Below are 22,969 nucleotides of genomic sequence, written 5' to 3'. Positions count from 1 at the left end.
CAGACCAAGGGCCGCGACCGCCACGAAAACCTGGAGGGCACCCGGACCGGCCAGCAAGGCCCGCGGATCGGAAAAATAGCGCCAGCCAGCCACGAGGTCCGTCCAGGGTCGCGTCTGCGAAACCCTGGCGAGATCAACAAAGCGTGGCAGAAACTCCGCACCCGCAAGCGCGGCGGCGAGAAGGAGCAGGATTGCAGCGGGAAGTCGGACGATGAGGCGGCGGCGCGGGGCCTTGCTCGACTTCTTGCGGCGCGCAGTTGTGCGGGGGCGCTTTGGCGGCCGCTGCTTCGTCTTGGCATGGAAATTCGCCCGGCGGGGACGCGCTCCAAAGGCCGTCAATACTGTGCCAAAGATCACGTCAAAATTCCGAAGATATCTGCTGCTCTATTGGCCGACCATGCTGCGCTGGACGGCCGGATTTTGCACTTTGGGAGAGGTACCAGAGTCCGGAGCGTAGAACCCCTTGTTGGCCACGACGGAAACCTCGATGACGTCGCCGGCTCTCACTTCCGTGTTTTGATCGGCGACGATGTCGTGGGCGATCTTCTGGTCGCGCCTGAAGATGGAAATCCTCACCGAGCCCTGCAGGTCGTCGAAGGTTCTCTGTTCGCCGTAAGTGAAGATAAAGAGAAGCTTGTCGGCCACGTATCTGATTTGACTTTGGATTTTTCCGAGCTCAACTTGCGCGTCCTGAGTCTGGCCGATCAATTCCATTTCGTGACTTTGGTGCTTCTTTCGCAGCTCGCTTTCAGCGTTCAGCATCGCCTGCTGCGCCTGTTCCTGCTGCAATTCCGTCTGCGCCAGTTCAGCCCGATAGGTGGTATGTGCTCGTTCCGCCGTCAACACATTCGAGTTCGTTATCAAACCCTTTTCCCGCAGAGACCGGGCAGACTGCAGTTCTTGCAGTTGGATGTTCGCGGTCTTTTCACGTTCTTCCCTGGCCGCGGCTAGCATGGCCGCTTCCTTCTTCGCCCGATCCAGCGAGGCCTCCAGGTAGGAAACGTCATCCCGATACGCGGCAAGGCGGGCGTCCAGCTGCTGCTGTTCGGACGCGATGATGCCGTCAATCAATTGCCCGCCAAACTCGACGGGCGAATCGGGAGGAGCGACGAAGGACTTTTCCAGTCGACTTTCCGCCTGGAGCCGAGCAAGACGGACCTTCAGGCGATATTCTTCAAGCGCCAGGTTTGAGCGCGCGCTTCGCAGATCAGCTATTTCCAGGGCCGGCTCCGTGTTGCCCACAGCGCTGGCGCGAAACCCGCCTGCTATAGCGAGTGCATGGCGAACCGTTATTCCGGGTTGAAACGGATAGGATCCAGGGTGGGCCACCGTTCCGGAGATGAAAAATGGCCGGTATTGTCCGATCTCCACTTTCACGAACGGCTGGAGGATCAGCTTCTGCTGCTGAAATGCTTGCTGGATGGCCTGCGAGAGGGCAACGGTGGTCAGGCCGCGCGCTTTGATGTCACCCAACATTGGCAGTGAGATAGAGCCCCGATCATCGACCACGACCTCCAGCGGATAGGATTGTTCGCCGATCACGGACACACGCAGGATGTCACCGGTGTCGAAGGTGTATCCATCCGCGCGCGATGCACTTGCGGTGAGCAGTACAATGGCAACGGCAAGTCCACCGATCATTGCGAGCATGCTGCCGACCGCGGGTTCGAAGTTGGAAACTAGCCGTCGGCACCAGCCCTTCATGCGCAGAGGCTTGGGAGGAAATTGCTGGTCAATACGCATACGCATCGTCGGTACTCCGGTTGTCTAGCCTGCTGCCATCGGGGCCCGTCGACATTCGCCGGCGGGAGCGTGACAAGAGGTTCTTCCTATGGTTCGAGAAGTAAGCCTGCATTGCGAACTCCATCGGAGCAGCAAAGGCTGATCAAAATCCGTGCAGCCCGAAGGTTTGCCCGGCGAGGCGGTCGCGAATTCTCGCCTCGTTTGGCCTCGCGGCCGAAGGGGCGGGCTCCAGCACGGATTGATAAATCTGCTCGACGCTTTCGCACATGGCGTCCAGCCCCCAGGACGACAGGTCGGTGCGTTTCGCGCCGTCGGCCAGTTGAGTGCGGTGCTGCTGGTTCTCGAGAAGACCGGCGACAGCCGCCGCCGCGGCGCCCACATCCTCGGCCGGGGTCACAATTCCGTTCACGCCATGGCGGACAACCTCTTCCACGCCCGGCAAATGCGAGACCACGCTGGCTCGACCGCCGGCCAAATACTGCATCATGACGCGAGGCAATCCCTCTCGCATCGAGGTCAGCACGCACACGTCCGCCAGACTGATCAGTCGTTCGGGCTCGCTATGGTAGCCGATCATGCGAATGTTGTTTGCGAACCGGGATCGTTCAATCGCCGATTCAACGTCCGAACGCGCCGGTCCGTCACCGGCGAGGAGCAGTCGCACGTTTGGAACTCGGTCAACGACTTTGCCGAATGCCTCAATGAACTCGACGTGGCGTTTTCTCGGTTCCAGCGCGGCCAACATCAGAACCACCGGCGGCTTTGGCTCCCCGGCAGCCGTCCCCAGGAGCAGATGCGGATCTTGCGGCCATCGCGCGTTCGCGAAGCGTGCCAGATCGAAGCCGGAATGGACGACATGGTGCTGATCGGGGCTGCCCAGATGATTGGCGATGCAGATGTCGCGCATAGCCTGACTGACATCGATGAAAGCGCGCGTGAACTTCGCGGCCAGGCGTTCGGCGGCCAGGAACACCAGCCTCTGCCCGCGGCCGACATGCACGAAAGGCAAGATGTGGACACCGTGTATGATGCCAGGGATATTGGCTTCCTTGGCGGCGAGGCGGCCGACAATGCCGGCTTTGCTTTGATGGGTGTGCACGATGTCGGGCCGCCAATCACGCATAAGGCGGGTGAGCTGCCTTAAGGCGGAAACGTCGCGGGATGGCGCGATCGGATTGATAAGTTTTTCCAGCGTCACCACTCGCAGGGCTCCGGCAAGGGATGCCCGTAACCTTGGGTCGTATTCCGCGCCGTGAACCAACAGCACTTCATGGCCGTGCCGCGCCTGAGCGAGACAGCAAGCCAACGTGTTCTCCTCGGAGCCGGCTCGAAGCAGTCTGGTGATCACATGAACGATCTTCATTTGCTTGTACCTCAGGGACATGAAATCCGGGAGCGGCGAGAGATCGAGGGGATCGAGCGGGAGTGTCGCGGGGCGCCTTCCGCGGGTTTCGGGGCACGGGCCGGGCTCGCCCGTCGTTCGGCGCGATCGCGTAAAAGCTGCACGTCGGGGATGATGCGGGGCGGTTGGACCGCCCGATTTGCCTCTCAGAGAGACAGCCAGATATGCCTGAACAACTCTTGGCCGACGGCCTCTATGCCGGCGCTGGCGTCAACGGTCCGGATATCCTTGTCCTTCGCCCGCAGTTCCGCCATCAGCGATAGCCGCGCGTCGAACGCTTCTTTCCTGATGTCCCCGGGCTTTCGCTGTTCGGAGACCGCAAAGTCTGAAACGAGGTGCAAAACGAGGTGTGGGCGGCGTTCCGCCATCTTCTCGTAGAGTCGCTGCTCAAGCCGGGCGAGAACTGACAGGCCTGGGACGGAGAACAGGCGAGCGGGAATGGTCGGCCCGTCCAGATATCCCCTGCCGAGCGCCTGCGGCCACCGGTCGCAAATGACGATCATGCCGCGCGTCGACCATCGATGTGCGCGTTTCACTACAGCGTATCGCTCAAACGCGATCAAAACCGCCCAAAACGCCAACGCGGCAGCGACAAATCCTCCCTTCGACCAAGCCCGGCCGGAGGAATCGTTGCCATCGTTCTGGGCCAGGGACTTGAGGCGCCGTCTATGGGGAGAGACGACGGCCTGCAGTGCCTTGCGAAGCCGCCATCCATTGCCATCGCCAGTTCCGACATAGACTTGGGCACATCCGAATTTCCACCCGAATATCTGCCTCAGCCAGGTAGCCTGAGTGCTCTTGCCCATGCCATCGGGACCTATCAAGGCCACCACGAATCCACCAGCTGCGGGCCGTCTCTTCGGTGGAAAGCGCCCCGGCATCAAGCGGTGGAGGGATCTCAGGGCGAGATAGCAGGTCTTGCGCACCAGATGGACCGCCGCATCGGCGATAGCGGGGCGTCCCGTATAGCCACACATTTCGCGGATCGAACGCCGCAGCCTGGCCAGATCTCCGCGGTGGGCGGCCAAGCCGTCGGCGCTTTGCAGGAACCTGCAGCGCACCGTTCTTGCGCCGTCAAACGTGCAGTCGACGACCTGCAAGCCGTGCTCGTCCGACGTGGACGGCAGGCGCGCAAAGTGCTGCTTCCAACCCTCGTCGAGGGTGATCCATTGCCTCCATGGAAGCGCCGAGGCGCGGAAGGCGAAGCGGGCAATCGCTATTCGAAGCTCGTCTTCGGGAGAGACCACCGGAACCGATACTCCGTCGACGCAAATCGCCTCCCATCGCGTGATCGCCGCATAATCGAAAGCCGGATAGCGCTTGCGAAATTCCCGGCCGACGCGGGCACCGATATGCATGTCGAGATGGAGATAGCGGCCATGCGTGAAGTCAGGCAGGAACCAGTCTTCTCTGCCGGCACAGACATTATCGTAGCAGGAGAGGCTCACGCCGCGCCGGCCGTGCAATTGACAGACGATAGAGCAGAAGAGCGGGTAGTCATGCTTGTCCAAAAGGACATCCAGATCATCCCGGCCGGCAAATCCGTCGTGCACGGACGCGAGATCCTGAATAATTCCGTACCTCACGCCAGCTTCATTGAGTGCTCGAAACAGTTCGCTGGCAATCGGCAGTGCCGGCGCCGTTTCGATCGGCCTGAAAGGAGCGTCTCCGTCAGTTTGATACGGCGCTGCACCTGAGTGGCTGCCCAATGCGCCCGCGCCAACAGTCTTCGCCGACGCTGAAACATTCGCTCCCGGCGCCAACGTTTCCGCCACGATCTCCGCCTTGGCCTCCGTAGCCCAGCGTCGATACTGCTGCGGCTGCAGACGATCCCGAAGGTCTCCGGCCGCGGCCGGAGGGAAGGCTGCCGATTTGGACTTGCGTGGTGTTTGCAAGAGATTTCTCGTGATTGGTCGCGGGCGAGCGTCACCCGCTCGTCGTCGCCGGAAACGTCGTGGAACTGGCGTGCGGTAAGTCCAAGCCCCTCGGTGGGCTGGTGTTCCTGGGATGTCGAACGACCAATCGTCTCAGTGCCGGCCCGCAGGTTCTGACATCACCTTCGCAGGCTACCGCACCGAGGGTGAATTGGGTGCCAACTCATCACTCCCTGCCGAGTATTTCGGCATCTGTGTAACGAAAGCGGTGAGTAAAAACTCACCGGGTAGTTTCAAGACACTATCGACAACTTGTCCCGATCAATAGTGATAGGAGTAGACCGGTTCATGATGTCGAGAAGGATTCTGACCGCTCCGGCGCTTCCGACATGATCAAGTACCCCGAGCTGGTCCGAAAATGGCCCGTCTATGATCCTGATTTTCTGGCCCGGCCTCAACAGGATGTCCGGGTGCAAAATCCCGTCCTCATCGGTTGCCGATATCAAGGATTCAACCACCCCATAAGGCGCCGGTACCGGCATGCCCTTGCTCATGACGAGCTTTCGGACGCCCACGGTCGAGTTGATCGGGTACCAGCTCTGCTGATGGACAGCCAGGGAGACGAACAGATAGCAGTCGAAATACGCGCTGGAGACGGTCCTGACCCTGCGGGCGTGCCGGACGGTTCGCCTGCGCTTGGGCAGATAGGTCCGGAAGTTCTGCGATAGCAGGTGCCGCTCGGCAAGGCTCTCGGAATGCTGGTGCGTCTGGACCACGCACCAGCGCGCAGCTTCGCCGCCGTGACTTTTGTCCGCCGAGTCAGGAAAACCGTTGTTGCAGAAGTTAGTGTGCAGCATGACGCAATACTTTGTCTTTCCCTAATTGAGGTAGTAACTGTCCGAGACACTGCTTTCGAGCGACGTGTAACGGCCGTATCTGGGCAGCTTTGGTTCGTCCACCATCGTCAGGGCAATGCCGGCAAGCTTGGACCGATCGCCAAGATGTCGAATTCCTTCGGCAACGGCCTCGCGCGAGGTTTCCCGCCACCTCACGACGAAGACGACCTTGTCGACATGCCTGGCCAGGATCGAGGCATCGGCCGCGGGTCCGACGGGTGGTGCGTCAATGATCACCGTGTCGAATTTGCCCCGAACTTCCTCAAGCAGCGAGCGCATTCGCGCCGAAGCAAGAAGGGCAGGCGGGTTGCGGGTTCTTGCTCCTGCGGGCAGCATGGATATGCCCGAGCGTTCGTCCAGATGGATCGCGTTTGCGGCCTTCACCGGCAAGGTCAGGAGATCGACCAATCCGACCTTGTCAGCCATGCCGAAGAAGGCCGTGGCGGCCGAAAGACGCAAGTCCGCGTCGATGACCAGAACCCGTTCGCCGTCGGCAGCCGCCGAGCAAGCCAGGCTCAATGCCAGCGTTGTCTTGCCTTCGCCGGGCATCGCCGATGTCACGAGCACCAGGCGCGGCGAACGGTCCAGTTCCGGCGTGGCCTGGATACCGAGGCGAAGCCGCCGCACCGCTTCGCTGTACCTGGAGAGCGGTTTGCGCTCGAGATAGGCCACAGGCTGAGCATGGACGTCTTTCGACCAGCCTGACATCCTTGGCATCGACGCAAGAACCGGAACGGCCAATTCTTCCTCGATCTGCTTCTTTGCCATGAAGCCAGAAGCGAAGAGTTCACGCAGAACGGCGCCGGCGCCCCCGAAGAAGATGCCGAAAACCACACCCAAAGCCGCAAAAAGAGGCCTGTTTGGGAAGCTCGGAGCGCCAGGAACGCTGGCATCGGTGATTACACGCACGCCGCTGTTGAGGAGGGTGGATTTCTCCTCGGTGAGCTTGGCGCGCGACAGGAACGTCTCAAAGAGTTCCTTGTTCGCGGCCGCGATCCTCTCCAGATCGCGTAACTGGACGCCAACCTGACCTTCGATTTCGGAGCGGTTGGATACCGAGTCCAGGGCGCGAGCCAGAGAAGCCTCCCGAGCTTCGGCCGCGTCGACCTCGTTCTTGAGATTGCCGATCAGGCGCTGGACTTCGGCGGCGATCTGTCCCTCGATGTCGCGGCGCTCGGCCTGAGCGGACAAGACCTCGGGATGCCGCTCGCCATACTTCAATTTGAGGTCGGCTTCCCGCCGGGTCACTCCGGAGAGCTGAGCCCTGAGCGCGTTAATCACCACCGACTGCAGCACGTCCGGAATCGACTGGATGTCGCCTCCGGCAGCCTGTACCTTGCTAACTTGCTGATATTGCGAACGTTTCTCGGACAACTCGGCGCGAGCATTGATTAGGGCGACGTTCAACTCGGACAGTTGCTGGTCAGTCAAGCTGCCCGCCTGCGTCGCTACTAGATTGTGATCGATCCGAAACTTCTGGACAGCTTGCTCCGAGCGGCTGAGCTCCGCTCGCAGATAGGCGGCCCGATCGCTGAGCCACGAGGAGGCCTTCTGGACCCCTTCGTAACGGGACCTTATTCGATCTGCCACATAGGCCTGGGCAATCGCGTTCGCGAGCGATGCCGCTTTTTCCGGATCGTAGGCGCCTACATCAAGCTCAATGACGTTGCCAAGCCCGACGCGCGAAACTCCCAGCGCGTTCTGGAGCCATACCAATGCTCCCGGTCCTATCTTGGGGTCTTCCGCCAGCTTTTGGCTGTCGACGACCTGCTGAAGAAGTGACGCAGACCTCAAGACAGCGATCTGACTTTCAATGAATGTTGGATTGTCAGAAAAATCGGAATTGGAGTAATCCTGTGGAGTCATATAGTCGATCGGAGCGTCGAGCAATATCTGAGAGACGCCGGTGTATGTTGTCGGAAGAATATATGCGGCAGCCATAAACAGTGTGAAAGTGATGACGGCAATTCCGCACACCAGCTTCCACCGACGAAGAAAGAAATCGAAGACTTCCCTGACGTCGAGGGGCAGGAATTCCCGAATCATCCTCGGATTATCAGTTGGACTGGCCATTTCCCGAATCCTCACGATCGACAGCACAACTCCCAGCCCTTCAGCGTCGGCTGAATGGCGTTCATTTCAAAATGGGTCGGGCAGCTAGCCGTTATGCGCTCTCAAACGCATGAATCGTAAGGGTTGGTGTCCCGCCGACATGTCCAAATCGCTCTTCTGCGCCCACTCACCGATCGCGTCACCGGTAAGGCAGAAACATATCAGCTTCGCGGACATCGCCGCCATTACCATTATTGAGTAGTAACTCGGCTAAAGGTCGATCTGGTCTACCCCGTATGCCTCTCCGAGCTTTAAGAAGTCGCCGAGACACCTTCCTCTCGCCCTTCAGGGAGGTCCACTACAACGCTACGATCGCCAAGGATGATCCTGACGATGAGAGAAGCGGCCGGCCTCGGCAGTTCTGAGGTTGACATGGACACTTATAGCGAAGTCGTTCCGAGTTTTGCAGGTTGGGTGCTCGACGGTCCCGGGGTCATTCTTCTGCTGGCGGCAACCCTGCCGCTGATGCTTCTTCTTAAGGGCCGGCAGCTGGGCTACGGGACCCTTGCCGTCGTTATCGGCACTGTCATGTTGCTATTGTTGGGTATCGAGAATTGGGCGGGAGCGGTCGCCGCTCTTCTCGCCTATTGCGTCCTCGTTTCATTGGCTTTGCTTTCCACCTGGAGGCGTATGAAGCAAATCGAGGACCGCCTCGCATTGGTCGCGTCGGCAATAGACGGCCTGGAAGTCGCCGAGGAGCGGCGACAGACCTACAGCGTCAGGCGTTCGCGCCGGAAGCCGGAAGCCGGAGCAATGGTGCAAACCGTCGCGGTCGGCGCGACGGACAATCCAGAAAGCGAGACGCGATATATCCCAGGGCCGCCTTGGCAAGAGCTGCAAGCGCCCGGTCCGCGACCCGAATCCGCGGCTCCGGCGTCAACGCAATCGGCAGGGCGCGATTTTGCCTCATCGACGGGTGGGAGCCCCTGACAAAAGGTTCGAAGACAAGGATCGGTGTTCCGGCGGCAGGTTCTCGGGCAGCCTGTCCGGACCGACAGCGCGGTTCAACTTTTCGCTGCATCCGCAGCGTCGCGCGTAATGACGAGACTCTGCCGGCCTCCCGCCGGGGCTTTGCGATGGTCCAGACGATACTGTCGGGCGCAGTATGCGGGATCGGTGCGGTGGGGCCTGCATTTCGACGGCATGCGGGCACGCCGCGGCATGCTGCTTGGCATCGGTGCGGCACGAGCTGTTGTTCCGAAGTCATCATGCGCTGCAAGCCAAAGCTGTGCTGCCTGAGCGACTTTAATATACCAAGGGTGTAGGGTTGTACCAAAAGGTGGTAGACTGCGCTGCAATTCGGATGAGGTGACAGATGGAACTTTTTGCCTAGTCGATAGTTGCAGCTTCAGGTTGACCCGGGGGGGTGGATCATGGGCTTGGGCGATTCGGGGAAATGAACTTATCGAAGCAAGTTGGATTGGTGAAAGGACCCACGCTTGCTGACGCAAGCTGGGAAAGGGGAATCTCCGTACTGCCAGGAGCCGTGCGCCGCACCTATGCGGCCAACGCGACTATTGCAGGCGAATACCACACCAAATCCTCTATTCTGATTATGATCGCCGGCTGGGCGGCATTTGCGAAGACATTGCCAAATGGCTCACGTCTCATCGTCGATTTTGCGCTTCCTCGCGAAATTGCGGTGATCGAGTTCGCCGGAAAAGCGGGCGATACGGTGACGGCCCTCTCGGACGTTATCGCGATCGAGCTGGCCGGCCCCGTCCGTACATGTTCTGCGCGTTATCCGCAGTCCATCTGCGAAGCAATCCTGCGGGCTGAGGCGGATCGATATTCAAGGGTTGCGGAACACCTGGCAAGCGTCAGCAGAAGGGGTGCCGTTGAGCGTACGGCCCATTTCCTTCTCGAACTGGCCTGCCGCTCACATCGATCGGCAACGAGCTATCCGGCCCGCTTTGAATGCCCGCTGACCCAGGGCGAAATGGCCGATGCATTGGGACTTTCGGCTGTGCATGTGAGTCGCGTGTTGAAAACGTTGCGACAGACCGCCCTGGCCTCATTCCGTTACGGGGTCGTCGAGTTGCACGATCTTCCAGGACTGATCAAAACAGCCGGATTTGATCGGTCCTACATTTCAAGCTGATGCAAGGCGCTCAGGCCTGGCACGGGCAGTTCAGAGCGCGGAAGTGCTGAACTGCCCAAACCGTTAGGGCCAAATCGTCTCCTTCCGGCAGCCTATTCTTCCAGCGCAAGCCCCAATTCGGCGCGCCGTCGCAGCCAAAGACTTGCGCGGTAGCGAGGATCCCGGGTGCGGTCATGGATCGTATCCAGGATGCGCAGAATGCGGGCAGGGCCGAGCTTGTTGCCCCACTCCAGAGGTCCGTGGGGATAGCCGAGCCCCAGCCGTACGGCGGCGTCCACATCCGCCGCCGATGCAATCTTTTGCTCGACGATCTCGCTGCCGATATTGACGATCATCGCGACCACGCGCTGGCAGACCGCGCCGCAACTATCGCTCACCAGGGTCGCCTTGCGGCCGGCGCTTTTGGCAAGCGCGAGGGCGGCGCTCCTGGCCGTATCGGATGTCGCCGCCGACGCGACGAGCGTGACGTGACGGTCCAGGCCGAAATAGGGATCGAACCCGACGCATAGTGAAGATGAGAGGCCAAGACGCATCGCGGCGCCGGCGACATCGTGCCCCTCCAACCCTACGAGGATGAGGCCGTCCCGCCCTAGCGCCTGATCCTGGAGACCGCAAACAGTGGCGCCGGCCGACGCGACCAGTTTTTGCATTTCGCCGGTGTCATTGTCGGCCAGAACGGTGACGCGATCCGGAATCCCGGCGGTCTCCGCCGGCTGTGTCGATGCGGGCGGAACGGCTTGCCGGCTGCCGTCGTAGGCATAGAAGCCGCGTCCGGTCTTGCGCCCGAGCAGGCCCGCAGCCACACGCTGCGCCGCGATGACGGAAGGGCGGTAACGCGGATCCTGATAGAACTGGTTGTAGACACCCTCCATCACCGGGTGGGAGACATCGAGCCCGGTGAGGTCCATCAATTCGAAGGGGCCCATCCTGAAGCCGGCGGCGTCGCGCAGGATCGCATCGATCTCGGCGATCGAGGCCACGCCCTCCCGCAGCATGGCCAGGGCCTCGGTGCCGAAGGCGCGGCCGGCGTGATTGACGATAAAGCCGGGCGTGTCGCTGGCGACGACGGGCCGGTGGCCGAAGCGGGCCGCAAGCTCGACCAGCGTGTGCTCGACCTCAGGCGCCGTGTGAGCTCCTGAGATGACCTCGACCAGTTTCATCACGGGCACGGGATTGAAGAAATGGTAGCCGGCAATCCGCTCAGGTCGCTTGGCCGCGGAAGCGATCGCCGTGACGGACAGCGAAGAGGTGTTGGTCGCGATGATGGCGTCCGGCCTGACGATTGTCTCCAGCGCCTCGATGAGCTGACGTTTGGGCTCGAGACGTTCGACAATAGCTTCCACCACCAGATCGGCGCCTGCCAGTCGCTCAAGTGTTTCGGCAGGTTCGATATGGGCGAGCAGCTTCTCGACCACGTCCGAGCTGACTTTGCCGGCGGCTGCCCTGGCGCGCTGACGCGACGCGATTTGCTCGATGGCCGCCGCCGCCTTTCCGGGGGCATCATCGACCATCATCACATCGATGCCTGCCGCCGCCAGGACCTCCGCTATGCCGGAACCCATCACCCCGGCGCCTACGACACCGGCTTTCTCGATCCGACTGGTGGGCTCCCCTCCCGCGCCTGCCAAGTCAGCGCCCCTTGAACGAGGGTCTGCGCTTCTCCAGGAAGGCGGCAATGCCCTCCCGTTTGTCCGCGGTATCGAAAAGCAGCTGGAAGGCTTTGCGTTCCAGCCTCAAGGCGGTTTCCAACGGAGCGTCTTCGCCGTTGACGACCGCCTCCTTGATCTGCTCGACGGCCAGCGGCGGAAGACGGCCGATCCTCTCAGCGATTTGCAGCGCATGCTGCAAGGCCTGGCCCTCACCCGTCAGGGTGCTGACCAAGCCGGCACGCTCGGCATCCTCGGCCGAAAACATGTCGCCGGTGAGAAGGAGCATCAGCGTCTTGTATTTGCCGATTGCCCTGAGCAGGCGCTGGGTGCCGCCGGCGCCCGGCATCAAGCCGAGCTTGACTTCAGGCTGGCCAAAAGTGGCTGACCTTGCGGCGACGATGATGTCGGCGTGCATGGCAAGCTCGCACCCGCCGCCCAGCGCGAAGCCTTCGACCGCGGCAATGACCGGCTTCGGGCACCTTGCGATCGCGTCCCAGTAGCGGTGGGTGCGCTGCAGAAGCATGTCGGCCGAGCCGAGCTTTTCGAACGCTTTTATGTCGGCTCCTGCAGCGAAGTTGCCGCCGCGCCCAGCAATGACGATCGAGCGGATTTCCGTGTCCTCGGAAAAGCTTGTCACGGCGGCGGCCAGCTTCTCCCGCACTTCGAGGTTGAGCGCGTTGCGCACTTGGGGACGATTGATTTCGACCAGCCCCACATTCTCGACAGGGCGGCTCTCGACGACAACAAGGGATTCTTTCGCGGAACTCATTTCGTGCTGCGGAATCTAACAGGGAAACTCAATTTCATACCCGAACTATGGTCAGCGCCCGCGAGGCCCGCAAGGATATTGTTTGCTGCGACCGGTGCGATCAGGGCGGTCCGCAGGCCTGAGGCGGCTTCTCAGCGTCATGCTTTCGCTCGAGCTCCGATGAGTTCTATCCATTAGCGATGCTCCAGCAAGATGCGCGTCACATGCTCGGCGATGGCCAGGCTCGAGGTCAGCCCAGGGCTTTCGATGCCAAATAGATTGACCAGGCCCGCGATGCCATGCGTCCCGGTATCCTGGATGACGAAATCGCTGTTGGCTTCGCCGGGACCGGAAAGCTTTGGCCTGATACCGCTATAGGCCGGCTGCAGGCTGCCGTCGGCCAGTTCCGGCCAGTATTTGCGGATTTCAGCATAGAAGCGGGTGCCGCGTGCGGGGTCGACGCGGTAATCGAGCGCATCGGTCCATTCGACGTCAGGCCCAAAGCGCGCCGTGCCACCGAGGTCGAGCGTCAGATGGACGCCAAGCCCGCCGGGCTCCGGCACGGGATAGATGAGGTGCGAAAAGGGCGCTCGCGTCGCCACTGAAAAATAGTTGCCTTTGGCGTAGCGAAGCCCGGGCAGGAACCGGCGAGCGAATCCTGTGATCGAGCCGGCAAGCGCGACAGCGTCGAGCCCCGCCGCGTTCACGAGCCGCGATGTGGCGATCTCGAAATCTTCGCCGCTTCCCGTGCTGGTTGTCTGGAGAACGATGCGGTCGGCTTCGATCCGGCCCGACACGATGCGGGTGTTGAGCGACAGCATCGCACCGCCGCCCTCGGCTTCGCCGAGCAGGGCGAGCATCAGCGCGTGGCTGTCGATGATGCCGGTGGAGGGCGAAAGCAGGCCAGCGGTGCAATGCAGCGCCGGCTCAAGCTTGTGAGCCTCGGCGGCAGAGAGGAAACGCAAGTCACCGACACCGCAGGCCGCGGCATTGGCTCGGATATTGGCAAGCACCGGCTCCTGCGCATCATCGGTCGCGACGATCAGCTTGCCGCAGCGCCGGTGCGGAATCGAGCGCTCGGCGCAGTAGCGATAGAGCATCTCGCGTCCGGCCACGCAGAGCCGCGCCTTGAGCGAGCCTTGCGGATAATAGATGCCGGCATGGATGACTTCCGAATTGCGCGAGCTCGTCTCGGTGCCGATGGCATCCGCCGCTTCGAGGATCAGCGTGTCGAAACCTTGCGCGGCAAGGCCGCGCGCGATTGCGAGGCCGACCACGCCGGCACCGGCAATCACGCAGTCAACCCGTTCCATGCCCAGTCCATTCGGTTGCGCGAGCGGCGCCTCACAGCCCTTTCTCAAGGATCATCTGGCTGTTGTCCATTGCTATCGGGCAATGATGTGCCCGCCGCCGCTTCCGAGACCGACCATGCGCCAGGTTCCCATGGCGCTATCGATCGTGACAGGGCGGCTCTTGCGGCTTGAACCCGCGATGATGCATCACAGCTCAGACACGAGGGCAAATTTCGGACTTCTCGACCAGCGAGATGGTCCTACACTCGCAGACAGGAGCCATCATGGACGCCAGACCGAATTCCCCTGAAGCCCGCGACATCCGCTACCACATGCACGCCTACACCAATGCCCGCAAGCATCAGGAAACGGGACCGCTGGTCATCGAAAAGGGCGACGGCGTCTATGTCGAGGACATTGCCGGCAACCGCTATATCGAGGCGATGGCCGGCCTGTGGAGCGTTGCCGTCGGCTTCTCGGAAAAGCGACTGGTCGAGGCGGCCACGCGGCAGATGTCGAAGCTGCCCTTCTACCACGATTTCGGCTCGAAGGCGCATTCGCCGCTGATCGATCTGGCCGAGAAGCTGGTGCAGATGGCACCGGTGCCGATGAGCAAGGCCTACTTCACCAATTCGGGCTCCGAGGCCAACGACACGGCGATCAAGATGATCTGGTACCGGTCGAACGCGCTCGGCCAGCCGACGCGCAAGAAGATCATCAGCCGCAAGCGCGGCTATCATGGCGTCACCATCGCGTCCGCAAGCCTGACCGGGCTGCCGAACAATCATCTGTCCTTCGACCTGCCGATCGCCAATATCCTGCACACCTCGACGCCGCACCACTGGCGCGATGCCGAGCCCGGCGAAAGCGAGGAGCAGTTTTCCAGCCGTCTGGCCGACGACCTGGAAAAGCTGATCCTCGCAGAGGGGCCGGAAACCATCGCCGCCTTTATCGGCGAGCCGATCATGGGCGCCGGCGGCGTGGTCGTTCCGCCCGCCGGCTATTGGGGAAAAATCCAGGCGGTGCTGTCGAAATACGACATTCTTTTAGTGGCCGACGAGGTCATCTGCGGCTTCGGCCGCACCGGCGAGATGTTCGGTTCGCAGACCTTCGGCATCAAGCCCGACATCATGGTGTTGTCCAAGCAGATCTCGTCGTCCTACCTGCCGATCTCGGCGCTGCTGATCAACGACAAGGTTTTCGAACCGATCGCCGACGAGAGCGATCGCATCGGCACCTTCGGCCACGGCTTCACCGGCGGCGGTCATCCTGTCGCCGCGGCCGTCGCGCTGGAAAACCTCAAGCTGATCGAGGAGCGCGACCTTGTCGGCAATGCGCGCACGGTCGGCGCGCATTTGCAGGCCAGGCTGCGCAAGCTCGGTTCCCATCCACTGGTGGGCGAGGTGCGTGGCGTCGGCCTGATCGCCGCCGTCGAGCTGGTCGCCGACAAGGCGAGCAAGGCGCCATGGGGCAAGCCTGCGGCTCTCGGTGCGCTGGTCAATGGGTTCATGCAGCACAACGGCGTGATCTCGCGCAACATGGGCGATGCGATCGCTTTCTGTCCGCCGCTGATCATTACCGAGGCTCAGGTCGACGCTTTGGTCGACGCGTTCGAACGGTCGCTCGAGGCCGCGCTGCCGCAGGTGCGGCCACGGGACTGACCCATCGATCACTATGGCAGCGCCCGTGTCGGCTCGGTCAGATAGGCATTTCCGAACTGACCTGCTTGCGAGGCATGGTTATTCGGGCTTGTCGTCCGGATGACCGAGTTCGCAGAACCAGCCGCCGAGATATTTCACCGACGGCCTCCTTGGGTCGGGAATTGGCGTCTTCGCCTCGACGGCGGCCCGGAACGGCTCGGCGCTGTCCTGCGGGATAAATCCGAGATGATCGGCGCCGCTGTTGTCGACCATCTTCAGCTTGTTGTTGGATAGGCCGAACGAGATGGTGTGGCCGACGCGCGGCGCTGTCAGCGATGCCTCGACCAGGCGCACGCAGTCGGCGAAGGAAAGATACGACCACAGCATGCGCCGGTCGGCCGGCTCGGGGAACGACGAGAAGATGCGCAGGCACACCGTCTCGATGCCGAACTTGTCCCAATAAAGCCGGCTGAGGCTTTCGACGAAATTTTTCGACACGCCATAAAGACTGTCCGGGCGCACCGGCGCGTCGACGCCGATGTGCGCCTCGATTTCGTGATAGCCGATGGCATGTACCGAGGAGGCGTAGACGACGCGCTTCACGCCGTGTTTCCGCGCGCCTTCATAGATGTGGTAGGAGCCGCGAATGCTGGAATCGAGGATGGTATGCCACTCGCATTCGAGCGGCGCGCCGCCGAAATGCACGATCGCATCGCAGTCCTTGGTGGCCGCGATGGTCGCCTCCATGTCGGCAAGATCGAAGACGGCTTCTTCTTCATGAGGCGCAAGATCGCTGAACGGCCCGCGGCCCGCCAGGCGGATCTTGCTTGCCAGCGGCACCAGTCCCTTGCGCAATTGCGAGCCGAGCCGGCCAGCGGCGCCGGTGATCAATATACGTTCGTAGTGCGGCATCGTTTACTCCACTTGCGCGACGGCGGCATTGATCCGCGAGATCGCCTCGGCCAGCACCCCTTCGCCGGTCGCCGTCGAGATGCGGAAATAGGGTGACAGTCCATAGGCGAAACCCGGCACCGACGCCACGCGTCCTTCGTTGAGAAGATAGTTGGCCACGGCCGCGTCATCCTCCAGGACGAGACCCTTGGGCGTCTTGCGGCCGATCAGGCTGGCGCAGCCGATATAGGCGTAGAAGGCGCCCTCCGGCGGCGACAACGTCAGTCCGTTTATCTTCCTGATGCCGTCCACTACCAGGTTGCGGCGCGCCTCGAAGGCCTGCCGGAAGCGCGCGACTTCATCCTGCGGCCCGTTGAGGGCGGCGACGGTCGCGGCTTGTGCGATCGAGCACACCGAGGTGCAGGACTGGCTCTGGATCGTCGACATCGCCTTGATGAGTGGCGCGGGGCCGGCTGCGTAGCCGACGCGCCAGCCGGTCATGGCGTAGGACTTCGAGACGCCGTTGACGATCAGGGTGCGGTGCTTGAGCTCGGGGCAGGCCTTGCCGAAGGAGACGAATTCGCGTCCGTCGAAGAGGATGTGCTCGTAGATCTCGTCGGAAAGGACCAGCACCTGCGGGTGTTTTGCCAGGACCGCGCCCAGCGCCTTGAGATCGGACGCGGAATAGACCGCGCCAGACGGGTTGCCGGGCATGTTGAGGAAAAGCCACTTTGTCCTTGACGTGATTGCCTTTTCCAGCAGCGCCGGCGTCAGCCGGAAACCTGTGGTCTCCGGGCATTCGACGACGACGGGCGTGCCGCCGAGCAGCTTCACCATTTCGGGATAGGAGACGAAATAGGGCGCCGGCAGGATCGCCTCGTCGCCTGGCTCCAGCGTCGCCATCAGGGCGTTGAAGATGATCTGCTTGGCGCCGTTGGCGACGACGATGTCGTCGGCCGTGTAGTCCAGCCCGTTCTCACGGCGGAACTTGCCGGCCACGACTTCGCGCACTTCGATGGTGCCAGCGGCAGCGGTGTAGAGCGTCTGTCCTGCTTTCGCCGCGAAATGGGCGGCATCGATGATGTGAAGCGGGGTCGGGAAATCGGGTTCGCCCAACCCGAGGTCGATCACGTCCACACCCTTGGCGCGCAGCGCCTTGGCGGCCTGCGAAGCCGCCATGGAAGCCGAAGGCTTCACCGCCGAGAGGCGCGAGGCAACGTAACTCATTGGTCGTTCTCCCAGATGTAACCCTTGGATCGGTCGTTGACCCGCGCGGCGGCACTGCGCTTGGCCGGATCGCCATAGCCGCCGCCGCCCGGCAGTTCGAGGATCAGCCGCCGCCCGGCGGGGACGTGCTGCCAGCCCTTGGGGCGCATCTTTGTGCCGTCGTCGAGCTTGACCACGCCGGCGACGCCGGGCTCGCCGCCATTGCGCCCGCGCGGGGGATGGTTCACTCGGTCGAACATGGCGGAGAAGTCGAACTCGTGGCCGTCGGTCGCGGCGATCTCGATGATCTGACCCAGGCCGCCGCGGAACTCGCCGTCGCCGCCGGAATTCGGCCGCAGCTCTTTGCGCCAGATCACGATCGGACCGGTATGCTCCGTCGCCTCGATCGGCATCGTATGGACACCGGACGGGAAGGCCGTCGCCGACAGCCCATCGAGCTCAGGCCGCGCGCCCATGCCGCCGGAGTTGAACATCAGCACTTCGGCGCGGCGGCCGGACGCGCCGGCGACGGGCCGCGCCGAAATGTGGATGTTCCACAGCGCGCCGGCGCCTTCGGCGAGGATCTTTCCGGGCAACGCCTTGGAGAACGCGCCAAGTACCAGATCGGGCACCATGTGGCCGAAGATGTGCCTCAACGCCACCGGGGCCGGCCGCACGGCATTCAGGATGTTGACCGGCGACGACACGGTGAAGAAGGCGAGCGAGGCGGCATTGTTCGGGATGTCGGGCGCCACCATGCATTTCAGCGCATAGCAGGCATAGGCCTTGCTGTAGATGATCGGGCAGTTGATGCCCCAGCGGCTCATCGGGTCGGTGCCGGTGAAGTCGACCTCGACATGGTCCTCGCGGACCGACACCGTGGCCGCGAGTTTCACCGGCTCGTCGTAGCCGTCGGTCACCAGCTCGTTCGACCAGCTTCCCTTGGGCAGCGCCTCGATGCGTTCCAGCATGGCGTCGCGGGTGCGCGAGAAGATGAAATTGCCTAACCCATCCAGCGAGGTCAGGCCGATCTCCTTCATCATGTCGACGAGGCGCCGGTGCCCGACCTCGTTGCAGGCAGCGAGCGAATAGAAATCGCCGACCACCTGGTTGGGCTCGCGGACATTGGCGCGCAGGATCCTGACCAGATCGAGATTGACCTTGCCCTTTTCCGCGAACTTCATGATCGGGATCTGGATGCCTTCCTCGTAGACCGACTTGCCGTCGGCGCCGAAGCCGCGCCCGCCGACATCGACGACATGTGCCGTGCAGGCGAAGAAGGCGACGAGCTCGCCGTTGAGGAAGGACGGGGACACCATGGTGATGTCGTGCAGGTGGCCGGTGCCCTGCCAGGGATCGTTGGTGACGTAGGTGTCGCCTTCGAACATCTGGTCGCGCGGGATTTCGTGCATGAAATGCAGCACCGCCTCGGCCATGGTGTTGACGTGGCCCGGCGTACCGGTGACTGCCTGCGCAAGCATCTGGCCGCGCGGGTCGAACACGCCAGCTGACAGGTCGCCGGATTCGCGCACCGAAGTCGAGAAGGCGGTGCGCAGCAGGGTGAGCGCCTGCTCCTCGACCACCGAGATCAATCGGTTCCACATGACCTGCATGCGGATTTCGCCAATATCGCTCATGCCTGGCTGCCTTTGCGGATCAGTAGGATCGCGCCGTCGCTCTGGATGACGGCGTCGAAGCTGGTGGTGACGACGGTGGAAGTTTCGCGCTCGACGATGACCGCGGGGCCCGCGATCCGATCGCCGGGGCGGAGCGAGTCGCGCTCGACGATGCCGTAGCTGCGCGGTGCGCCGCTGACCGGATCGAACACCTCGCGGCTCGTTTTGAGTTCGCTCGTTGTCTTGCCAGTTGTGAGCTCGTGCCTGGCGACGGCGGGACGAACATCCGTCGCCTTGACCGACCAGGTGACGATCTCGATTTCCAGTCCGTCGAGCCCCTCGATGGCGCGGCCGAAGAAGCGCTGGTAATTCTCCTCGAACAACGCCTTGAGTTCTGCAACGGCATCGTCTCCGAACGGCTCGTCTGCCACCGGCACGGGGATTTCCCAGCCCTGGCCGGCATAGCGCATGAAGGCGGTGATTTCGCAGACGATCCTGCCGCTGGCGCCGCCGCGCACAAAACCCTCGGCGGAGGCCTTGAGATCGGCGAGCAGGGCATTCACTTCGGCAGGCTGGAACCGCGACAGGCGCGTCAGCTTCGAGGCCAGCGCCTCGTAGCCGAACGGCGCCTTGAGGAAGCCGATCGCCGAGCCGACGCCGGCGCCGCGCGGAACGATGCACTGGTCGATGCCGAGCTTTTCGCACAGTCTCGCCGCGTGAAGCGGGGCGGCGCCGCCGAAGGCGATCATCAGATTGTCGGATATGTTCTTGCCGTTCTCGACCGCATGGACGCGGGCAGCATTGGCCATGTTCTCGTCCACTACCTCGCAGAGTCCGAAGGCCGTCGACATGGCATCGAGCGACAGCCGCTCGCCGACATCGCGCAGAATCGCCTGCTCGGACGCAGTGCTGTCCAGCTTGATCGCCCCGCCGGCGAAATTGTCGGGGTCGAGCTTGCCGAGCACGAGATCGGCATCCGTGATCGCCGGACGCTTGCCGCCGCGCCCGTAGCAGGCCGGCCCCGGCTCCGAGCCGGCACTCTCCGGCCCGGTCTGGATACGGCCCATGGCGTCGACCCAGGCGATGGAACCGCCGCCGGCGCCGATCTCGATCATCTCGATAACCGGGATGGAGATCGGCATGCCCGAGCCCTTCGAGAAGCGGTAGGTGCGCGCCACTTCGAAGGTTCTCGCCGTGCGCGGCGCATAGTCCTCGATCAGGCAGATTTTGGCGGTGGTTCCGCCCATGTCGTAGGAGACGACCTTCTCAAGACCAAAGCGCCTGGCGATGTCTGCGGCGAAGATCGCGCCGCCCGCCGGGCCGGATTCGACCAGCCGGACCGGAAATTCCGAAGCGGTCCCCACCGAGATCAGGCCGCCGCCGGAATGGATCATGAAGACGGGGCAATCCGCGCCCATGTCCTTCAGGCGCGTCTGCAGGCGGGCGAGATAGTCGGCCATCTGCGGCCGCACATAGGCGTTGGCGCAGACCGTGTTGAAGCGTTCGAACTCACGCATCTGCGGCGAGACTTCGGCGCTGATCGAGATCGGGATGCCGAGTTTTCTGGCGAGGATCTCGCGCGCCCGGCGCTCGTGGTCGGGGTTGGCATAGGCATGGATGAAGCCGATCGCCACCGAGCCGAAACCACCCGCCGCAATGCGGTCGGCGATGTCCTCCAGAGCGGCTTCGTCGAGCGGCTGCAGCTCTTGGCCTTCCGCGCCGATGCGGCCCTTGACGGTGAAGCGATCCTCGCGCGGAATCAGCGGCGTCGGCAGTTGCAGGTTCAGATCATACTGCTCGAAGCGGTTTTCCGTTCGCATCTCGATCACGTCGCGGAACCCTTCCGTCGTGACCAGCGCGGTCTTCGCGCCACGGCGCTCAATCAGCGCGTTGGTGGCGAGTGTCGTGCCGTGGATGATGATGCCGATCTCGGACGGCGAAATTCCGGCGTCGCGAATGACGATGGCGATGCCGTCGAGGATCGCCTGCTCGGGAGCCGCATAGTTGGTCAGCACCTTGGTCGAAAACATCGTCCCTCGGACATCAAGGGCGATGTCGGTGAAGGTGCCGCCGATGTCCGCGCCGAGACGGATGTCGTCAGTTCTGGAGGTCATGACTTGGCCTTCTGGGAAGCGAGCGCGGCGTCGCGCATCTGAGAGAGGGTCTGCCGGGGCGTTATCGCTTCGGGCGAGATGGCGATGTCGAGGACGGCGCCGGTCGTCGAGCTAAGCGCCCGCTCGAACGCCGCCGCGAAATCCCCCTTGGATTCGACCCGCTCGGCGTGAAAGCCATAGGCCTTCGCCAGCGCCACGAAGTCGGGATTCTCGAGCGAGGTTCCGGAGACGCGAGCCGGATAGTTGCGCTCCTGATGGGCACGGATGGTGCCGTAGATGCCATTGTTGACGATCAGCACGATCGGCTGCGCGCCGGCCTGCATGGCGGTTCCGAGTTCCTGGCAGTTCATCTGGAAATCGCCGTCACCGGCAAAGCAGACCACGGTGCGTTGCGGGTATGCGACCTTGGCCGCGATCGCGGCCGGCAGGCCATAGCCCATGGCGCCGGATTGCGGCGCAAGCAGGCGCGCTTGCGGTCCAAACTTGAAGAACTTGTTCGGCCACACGGTGAAATTGCCGGCGCCGTTGGCAAGGATGACGTCGGCCGGGAGATTCTCGCGCAGCCAGGTGCTGACCGCGACCATGTCGACCGGGCCGGGCTGCACGGGCGCAGCGAACGTGCCTTCATAGGCCTTGCGTGCCGTCGTGCGCCAGTCGGCCCAAGACCCTTGATCGGGGTGAGCGCCTTGGCGAAGGCGTTCGGACCGGCATGGATACCGATCGTGGGCACATAGATCTTGCCGATCTCGCGATCGGAGCCGTGCACGTGGATCAGCTTCTGGCGCGGTACGGGAACTTCGAGCAGGGTGTAGCCGTCGGTCGTCATCTCGCCGAAGCGGACATTGACGGCGAGGATCACGTCCGCATCGCGGATCAGGTTTTTCACATGCGGCACCATCCCGACGCCGGCCTCGCCGACAAACACCGGCGAATGGTTGTCGAACTGGTCCTGATACCGGAAGGCTGTCACGACCGGGATATCGGAGGCCTCAGCGAAAGCCTGAAGCGCCGCGCGTCCGTCAGCCGTCCAGTTGGTGCCGCCCATCAGCAGCACCGGATTTTCGGCGGCGGCAAGCATCTTCAATGCCGACGCAATTGCCTCCTGTGCCGGCGCCGCTTCGAAGACAGACGCCGGTCCGCCGAGCGGCGCGGCTCCGGTCATGGCCGTCAGCATGTCTTCCGGCAGCGCGACCACTACGGGGCCGGGCCGTCCGGTCAAAGCGGTGGTCCAGGCCCGCGCCACGATTTCGGGAAGACGATTGACGTCATCGATCTCGACCGCCCATTTTGCGACGGTTCCATACACCGCCCGGTAGTCTATTTCCTGGAAGGCTTCGCGGCCTTTCATGTCGGTGCCGACCTGGCCGACGAAGAGGATCATCGGCGAACTGTCCTGCATGGCGGTGTGCACGCCGATGCTGGCATTGGTCACGCCCGGGCCGCGCGTCACAAAGCTAATGCCCGGCGTGCCCGTCAGCTTGCCGTAGGCGGAAGCCATGAAAGCCGCACCGCCCTCATTGCGGCAGAGCACGTAGTCCAGCTTTCCACGCGTGTCGTGCAGCGCGTCGAGAACGGCGAGATAGCTTTCGCCGGGAACGCCGAAGCTCTTGGTCGCGCCAAGCGAGATCAGGCACTCGACAAGAAGGCGACCGCCATTGCGGACCATGCTTCGGCATCCTCTTACG

The 22,969-nt window shown here is 62.7% G+C and carries 15 protein-coding genes and 1 pseudogene; 3 read left to right on the top strand and 13 right to left on the bottom strand.

The window, feature by feature from the left end; all coding sequences use genetic code 11:
* Window positions 1–384: 384 nt before the first annotated feature.
* The 5 genes from P9254_RS05625 to P9254_RS05605 all read right to left on the bottom strand — a co-directional run bounded on the left by P9254_RS05625 (window position 385) and on the right by P9254_RS05605 (window position 7,988).
* Window positions 385–1,749: a polysaccharide biosynthesis/export family protein gene (locus P9254_RS05625; RefSeq protein ID WP_278054333.1), complete on the bottom strand. Its 1,365-nt coding sequence runs from the start codon at window positions 1,747–1,749 to the stop codon at window positions 385–387.
* A gap of 136 nt (window positions 1,750–1,885) precedes the next feature.
* Window positions 1,886–3,106 carry a glycosyltransferase gene (locus P9254_RS05620; RefSeq protein ID WP_278054332.1) on the bottom strand — a complete coding sequence of 407 codons (1,221 nt, stop codon included), beginning with the start codon at window positions 3,104–3,106 and terminating at the stop codon, window positions 1,886–1,888.
* A 185-nt stretch (window positions 3,107–3,291) separates the two neighbouring features.
* The gene (locus tag P9254_RS05615; protein ID WP_278054331.1) at window positions 3,292–5,040 is read right to left on the bottom strand and encodes a hypothetical protein; all 1,749 of its coding nucleotides are present in this window, start codon (window positions 5,038–5,040) and stop codon (window positions 3,292–3,294) included.
* Window positions 5,041–5,312: 272 nt separating this feature from the next.
* Entirely contained in the window at window positions 5,313–5,876 is a 564-nt protein-coding gene (gene nusG, locus P9254_RS05610) for a transcription termination/antitermination protein NusG (RefSeq protein WP_095802267.1), read from the bottom strand.
* 21 nt (window positions 5,877–5,897) lie between these two features.
* Window positions 5,898–7,988: a GumC family protein gene (locus P9254_RS05605; protein WP_278054330.1), complete on the bottom strand. Its 2,091-nt coding sequence runs from the start codon at window positions 7,986–7,988 to the stop codon at window positions 5,898–5,900.
* A 360-nt stretch (window positions 7,989–8,348) separates the two neighbouring features.
* On the opposite strand from P9254_RS05605, the gene P9254_RS05600 reads away from it, so the two are divergent.
* Together P9254_RS05600 and P9254_RS05595 are read left to right on the top strand one after the other, a co-directional pair.
* A complete protein-coding gene (locus P9254_RS05600; protein WP_278054329.1) occupies window positions 8,349–8,957 on the top strand; it encodes a hypothetical protein in 609 nt (202 codons plus the stop codon).
* Between the two features lie 466 nt (window positions 8,958–9,423).
* The gene (locus P9254_RS05595; protein ID WP_278054328.1) at window positions 9,424–10,128 is read left to right on the top strand and encodes a Crp/Fnr family transcriptional regulator; all 705 of its coding nucleotides are present in this window, start codon (window positions 9,424–9,426) and stop codon (window positions 10,126–10,128) included.
* 92 nt (window positions 10,129–10,220) lie between these two features.
* Here the strand turns inward: P9254_RS05595 and P9254_RS05590 are convergent, their stop codons facing one another.
* From P9254_RS05590 to P9254_RS05580, 3 genes are all read right to left on the bottom strand, one after another.
* The gene (locus P9254_RS05590; RefSeq protein WP_278054327.1) at window positions 10,221–11,756 is read right to left on the bottom strand and encodes a 3-hydroxyacyl-CoA dehydrogenase; all 1,536 of its coding nucleotides are present in this window, start codon (window positions 11,754–11,756) and stop codon (window positions 10,221–10,223) included.
* A 1-nt stretch (window position 11,757) separates the two neighbouring features.
* Entirely contained in the window at window positions 11,758–12,546 is a 789-nt protein-coding gene (locus P9254_RS05585) for an enoyl-CoA hydratase-related protein (protein ID WP_278054326.1), read from the bottom strand.
* Window positions 12,547–12,719: 173 nt separating this feature from the next.
* Window positions 12,720–13,838, bottom strand: coding sequence for an NAD(P)/FAD-dependent oxidoreductase (locus P9254_RS05580; RefSeq protein WP_278054324.1), 1,119 nt, complete (start codon window positions 13,836–13,838; stop codon window positions 12,720–12,722).
* A 263-nt stretch (window positions 13,839–14,101) separates the two neighbouring features.
* On the opposite strand from P9254_RS05580, the gene P9254_RS05575 reads away from it, so the two are divergent.
* Complete coding sequence (locus P9254_RS05575) at window positions 14,102–15,478, top strand: aspartate aminotransferase family protein (RefSeq protein ID WP_095802338.1); 1,377 nt, start codon at window positions 14,102–14,104, stop codon at window positions 15,476–15,478.
* 78 nt (window positions 15,479–15,556) lie between these two features.
* On the opposite strand, the gene P9254_RS05570 is transcribed toward P9254_RS05575, so the two are convergent.
* From P9254_RS05570 to P9254_RS05550, 5 genes and pseudogenes are all read right to left on the bottom strand, one after another.
* A complete protein-coding gene (locus tag P9254_RS05570; protein WP_127245863.1) occupies window positions 15,557–16,369 on the bottom strand; it encodes an NAD-dependent epimerase/dehydratase family protein in 813 nt (270 codons plus the stop codon).
* Between the two features lie 3 nt (window positions 16,370–16,372).
* A complete protein-coding gene (locus tag P9254_RS05565) occupies window positions 16,373–17,575 on the bottom strand; it encodes a pyridoxal phosphate-dependent aminotransferase (protein WP_278054322.1) in 1,203 nt (400 codons plus the stop codon).
* A complete protein-coding gene (locus P9254_RS05560) occupies window positions 17,572–19,191 on the bottom strand; it encodes a hydantoinase B/oxoprolinase family protein (protein ID WP_095825002.1) in 1,620 nt (539 codons plus the stop codon). The genes P9254_RS05565 and P9254_RS05560 overlap by 4 nt, the downstream gene beginning before the upstream one ends.
* Complete coding sequence (locus P9254_RS05555; RefSeq protein WP_278054319.1) at window positions 19,188–21,284, bottom strand: hydantoinase/oxoprolinase family protein; 2,097 nt, start codon at window positions 21,282–21,284, stop codon at window positions 19,188–19,190. Before P9254_RS05555 ends, P9254_RS05560 begins: the two co-directional genes overlap by 4 nt.
* Window positions 21,281–22,950 (bottom strand): annotated as a pseudogene (locus tag P9254_RS05550) (thiamine pyrophosphate-binding protein). Before P9254_RS05550 ends, P9254_RS05555 begins: the two are co-directional and overlap by 4 nt.
* Window positions 22,951–22,969 lie beyond the last annotated feature (19 nt).

It is taken from the genome of Mesorhizobium sp. WSM4983 (genome assembly GCF_029625765.1).
GTDB lineage: Bacteria > Pseudomonadota > Alphaproteobacteria > Rhizobiales > Rhizobiaceae > Mesorhizobium.
Note: the sequence above shows the minus strand (reverse complement) of the source record. Positions and strands in the feature narration are given on the sequence as shown.